The sequence below is a fragment of the Arsenophonus endosymbiont of Bemisia tabaci Q2 genome (genome assembly GCF_902713415.1).
Classification (GTDB): domain Bacteria; phylum Pseudomonadota; class Gammaproteobacteria; order Enterobacterales; family Enterobacteriaceae; genus Arsenophonus.
Window position 1 is genome coordinate 1 of the sequence record NZ_CACTIE010000220.1, and the last position, 3,999, is coordinate 3,999.

General features: G+C 38.0%; 4 protein-coding genes and 2 pseudogenes. 5 read left to right on the forward strand and 1 reads right to left on the reverse strand.

The window, feature by feature from the left end; all coding sequences use genetic code 11:
- Positions 1 to 98 precede the first annotated feature (98 nt).
- The 3 genes and pseudogenes from ARSQ2_RS10260 to ARSQ2_RS10270 all read left to right on the forward strand — a co-directional run.
- A pseudogene (locus tag ARSQ2_RS10260) lies at positions 99 to 774 on the forward strand (solute carrier family 23 protein); the annotation flags it as partial.
- A gap of 463 nt (positions 775 to 1,237) precedes the next feature.
- Positions 1,238 to 2,887, forward strand: a complete 1,650-nt coding sequence (locus tag ARSQ2_RS10265) for a Na+/H+ antiporter (RefSeq protein WP_181995242.1) — start codon at positions 1,238 to 1,240, stop codon at positions 2,885 to 2,887.
- Between the two features lie 16 nt (positions 2,888 to 2,903).
- Positions 2,904 to 3,631: pseudogene (locus ARSQ2_RS10270) on the forward strand (EamA family transporter); the annotation flags it as partial.
- Here the strand turns inward: ARSQ2_RS10270 and ARSQ2_RS10275 are convergent.
- Positions 3,574 to 3,714, reverse strand: a complete 141-nt coding sequence (locus ARSQ2_RS10275) for a hypothetical protein (RefSeq protein WP_181995243.1) — start codon at positions 3,712 to 3,714, stop codon at positions 3,574 to 3,576. The pseudogene ARSQ2_RS10270 and the gene ARSQ2_RS10275 overlap by 58 nt on opposite strands.
- A 53-nt stretch (positions 3,715 to 3,767) precedes the next feature.
- Here ARSQ2_RS10275 and ARSQ2_RS10280 point away from each other — a divergent pair, with 53 nt between their 5' ends.
- Positions 3,768 to 3,950 (forward strand): IS630 transposase-related protein, encoded by a 183-nt coding sequence (locus ARSQ2_RS10280; RefSeq protein ID WP_181995244.1) that lies wholly within the window; start codon positions 3,768 to 3,770, stop codon positions 3,948 to 3,950.
- On the forward strand, positions 3,950 to 3,999 hold a 50-nt coding region (locus tag ARSQ2_RS15050; RefSeq protein ID WP_420837774.1), incomplete at its 3' end, for a hypothetical protein. The genes ARSQ2_RS10280 and ARSQ2_RS15050, both read left to right, overlap by 1 nt.

The following is a 3,999-nucleotide window of genomic DNA, read 5'->3' on the forward strand; positions in this document are numbered from 1 at the left end:
CGCACTCAATATGGTGTAATCAAAATTAAGTCGCTTAGCTATAAATATCACTTTACGTCTAAAATCAATTGAATAGCTCATATAAATAATGTCATCAAATGATCATGTCACTGATTGGTTTGGCGGTTATTTTTGGTTTGGAAAGAAGAAAAACGCCAGGTGGGCTATTAATGGTGATCATTATCATTTCTATTATTTATTGTCTTAATTTTCGATCCGCAAGTGAAATACCAAGGTTTCTTTAAATTACCAACCTTGGGTAAAGACGGTTTATCGTTATTGTTTAGTATGGATATTATTGGCGCATTACAGTCAGTTTTTTTACCCAGTTTATTTTCCTTGGTTATGACAGCTATTTTTGATGCCACAGGAACAATCTGTGCAGTAGCCCGGTCAAGCTCAACTTTTGGACAAAAATGGTCAAATTATTGATGGTGGTAAAGCGTTAACCGCAGATTCATTTAGCAGTATTTTACCGGTATCATTGGCGCTTCACCAGCAGCAGTTTACATTGAATCGGCAGCGGGTACGGCTGCAGGTGGAAAAACAGGATTAACTGCGGTAGTGGTTGGCTTGTTTTTTTTGGTAATTTTATTTTTGTCCCCTTTATCTTATTTAGTACCGTCTTATGCAAGGGCCACAGCATTGATGTATGTTGGTTTGTTAATGCTGAGTAATGTTGCTCAACTGGATTTTAATGATTTTATTGATGCCGTTTCCGGTTTACTGTGTGCAGTATTCATTGTCTTAACCTGTAATATTGTCACTGGTATAGCTAAGCGACTTAATTTTGATTACACCATATTGAGTGCGAACAAAATATCTGTGGCGCATCCAAGCCCTCTTTTTTTGCATTTATAGCTGGGCAACTTTAAAATGATTACAAGTAATTACTCTATATCAGTAAATTTATATTGGAGAAAAACATATATTTTGTAATCAAAATTAAGACACTTAGCTATAGTCGCTTTTTACATTAGTAGCTTAGCTATTTAAGTTTATAGACGTTGATGTTAATTCCAACGTAAAATGGAATATAAAGTTAACTAATACGATTAATCTTAAAGTCAAAAATATTGTCACTGATAGTTTGTTGTTAAAGATAGAATATGACGAACTATAGTAGTTTTACGACGGTTAGTTCATTTTTTCTCTAGCACAGTCTTATTTTATATCAATATCTGTTAAGCATAATACTTTGCTCGGCTTATAACTCAGACTTATAAGTAAGGATAATATGGAAATATTTTTTACCATCCTCATTTTGATTTTGGTGGTTTCAGTATCTGGCGTTATTACAAAAGTTATTCCGTTTCGTATACCGTTGCCTATTATGCAAATTGCGATAGGAGCATTATTAGCGTGGCCGCATTTTGGTTTACATGTTGATTTTGATCCAGAGCTTTTTCTGGTTCTCTTGATCCCGCCGCTATTATTTGTTGATGCTTGCAAAACTCCAACACCTGAATTTTTTCAAAATGGACGTGAAATTTTTATCCTAGTTTTAGGCTTAGTATTGGTAACGGTAGTTGGAATAGGTTATGTGATCTATTGGCTGTTACCAGGTATCCCGCTTATTGCGGCTTTTGCATTGGCGGCAGTTCTTTCCCCTACTGATGCCGTGACACTCTCCTCAATTGTCGGTCGAGGTCGAATACCGAAGCGGATGATGAGTGTGTTAGAGGGTGAAGCATTGATGAATGATGCCTCTGGCTTAGTGGCACTAAAATTTGCTGTCGCCATTGCTATGGGAACTATGATCTTTACTGTATCTGGTGTCACCCTTGAATTTTTTAAAGTTGCTGTCGGTGGTTTATTGATAGGCATTGCAGTGACTTGGATTTATAGCAAATCACTGCGCATTATGAGTCGCTGGAGTGGTGATGATCCGGCAACCCAAATGATCTTAATGTTATTATTACCTTTTGCCTCATATCTTATTGCTGAACATATTGGTTTTTCTGGTATTTTATCGGCTGTTGCTTCGGGCATGACCATCAGTAAAGCTGGGGTCATTCGCAATGCACCACTAGCCATGCGGTTAAGATCGGATAATGTTTGGTCGATGCTGGAGTTTGTTTTTAATGGCTTAGTTTTTATCATGCTTGGCTTACAGTTACCAGGTATCTGGGAAACCTCTGTTATTCAAGCTGAGCTTGATCCTAGTGTTGAAACTTGGATGCTATTTGTCGCCGTTTTCATTATTTATACCGCTTTATTATCGTTAAGGTTTAGTTGGTTATGGTTGATGAAACGATTTAGTCGGTTGTTATTAAAAAAACGGCCGTTACAATTTGCTTCTTATACTTATCGTGAATTGTGGTTGGCATCATTTGCTGGATTACGTGGAGCAATCACCTTGGCAGGTGTCCTTTCCATACCGCTATTTCTTACGGATGGTACCCCTTTTCCCGCTCGCTATCAGTTAGTTTTTATTGCCGCTGGGGTTATTATGCTATCGATTTTTATTGGTGTGCTTGCTTTGCCGCTTTTATTGCATAACTTTAAAGTGGGTGACAAACTGGCAGATATTAATGAGATCCGAATGGCAAAAGCGGCGATGGCGGAAGTGGCTATTGTCAGTTTAAATAAAATGGAAGAGCGCCTTTCGGCCGATGCTCAAGAAGCGCTAGATCCTGACGTTATTAATGAAGTTGCTTCCCGTATTACTGGTTATCTGCGTCGTAGAACTGCCGGTCACGATGAAATGGAGCATAATTTGTTAATAGAAGATTTAGAGCGTCGTTTTCGTTTAACGGCGTTACGAGCCGAGCGGGCAGAGTTATATCACTTACGTGCAACGAAAGAGATCAGTAATGAAACCATGCGGACACTATTATTAGATCTTGATTTGATGGAAGCTTTGTTGATTGATCAAGAGCATTAATCTACTAAGAGAGACCATGGGATTGTTAGTTATTACGACACTGCTGTGGGCAGCGTCTTTTAGTTTAATCGGCGAATATTTAGCAGGCCAAGTTGATAGTTGGTTTGCTGTGTTAGTCCAGGTTGCTTTGGCGACAATGGTTTTTTTACCTTTTCTACGCTGGCGTAGATTGTCGTTGAAAATTATTTTACTTTATATGCTAGTCGGTGCTTTTCAGTTAGGCATCATGTATCTATTTGTTTTTCAGGCATATAACTATCTTAGCGTCGTTGAATTTTTACTCTTTACAGTGTTAACCCCGCTTTATATAACGTTATTTTATGATCTATTGGAAAGGCAGCATCTACGCTGGGGATATTTGTTGAGTGCAATGCTGGCAGTGATTGGTGCTGCTATCATTCGTTATGATCATTTGAGCGGATCTTTTTGGCTAGGTTTACTTTATGTGCAGTTGGCGAATATTTCCTTTGCGATTGGCCAAGTTGGTTGCAAAAGAATGATGGAAATTTATTCAATTCCACAGCGGCAAGGCTTTTCTTTGTTCTATATCGGAGCCTGTACTATAGAACTCTATTCGGTTAGATGATATTTTGTGGTGTTAGTAAATTACCCACCACAAAAATACAGTGGGGTGTTTTAATTTGGTTGAGAGTGCGCGCTTCCGGTATTGGCTACTTTATGTGAAATTATGGCGCGACGCAGGTAGATGCTGGTACGTTGGCCATTATGAATAATATGTTGGTATAGCTAAGCGACTTAATTTTGATTACACCATATTGAATGCGAACAAAATATCTATGTCGCATCCGAGAGCTCTTTTTTTCCATTTAGCTTGTACCCATTTATAGCTAAGCGATTTAATTTTGATGACATTATTTATATGAGCTATTCAATTGATTTTAGAAGTAAAGTTATATTTACGATGGAAGAAGAAGGGTTAAGTATCCGAGAAACAGCGAAGCAATTTTGGATTCGCTCTGCATTTGTATCGCGTTGGATTAATGAAATAGAGCCAAAAGCATCTCGACTACGCGTCAGCGAAAAATTGATAAATCCGAGTTAATAAAAGATGTTGAACAATATCCAGATGCTTACCAAAAAGAGCGTGCAGA

What these genes read in the sequence shown, in the direction of transcription:
- ARSQ2_RS10275 (WP_181995243.1), bottom strand. Translation starts at nt 3,714, where the DNA reads ATGGAAAAAAAGAGCTCTCGGATGCGACATAGATATTTTGTTCGCATT.
- ARSQ2_RS10280 (WP_181995244.1), top strand. Translation starts at nt 3,768, where the DNA reads ATGAGCTATTCAATTGATTTTAGAAGTAAAGTTATATTTACGATGGAA.
- ARSQ2_RS10265 (WP_181995242.1), top strand. Translation starts at nt 1,238, where the DNA reads ATGGAAATATTTTTTACCATCCTCATTTTGATTTTGGTGGTTTCAGTA.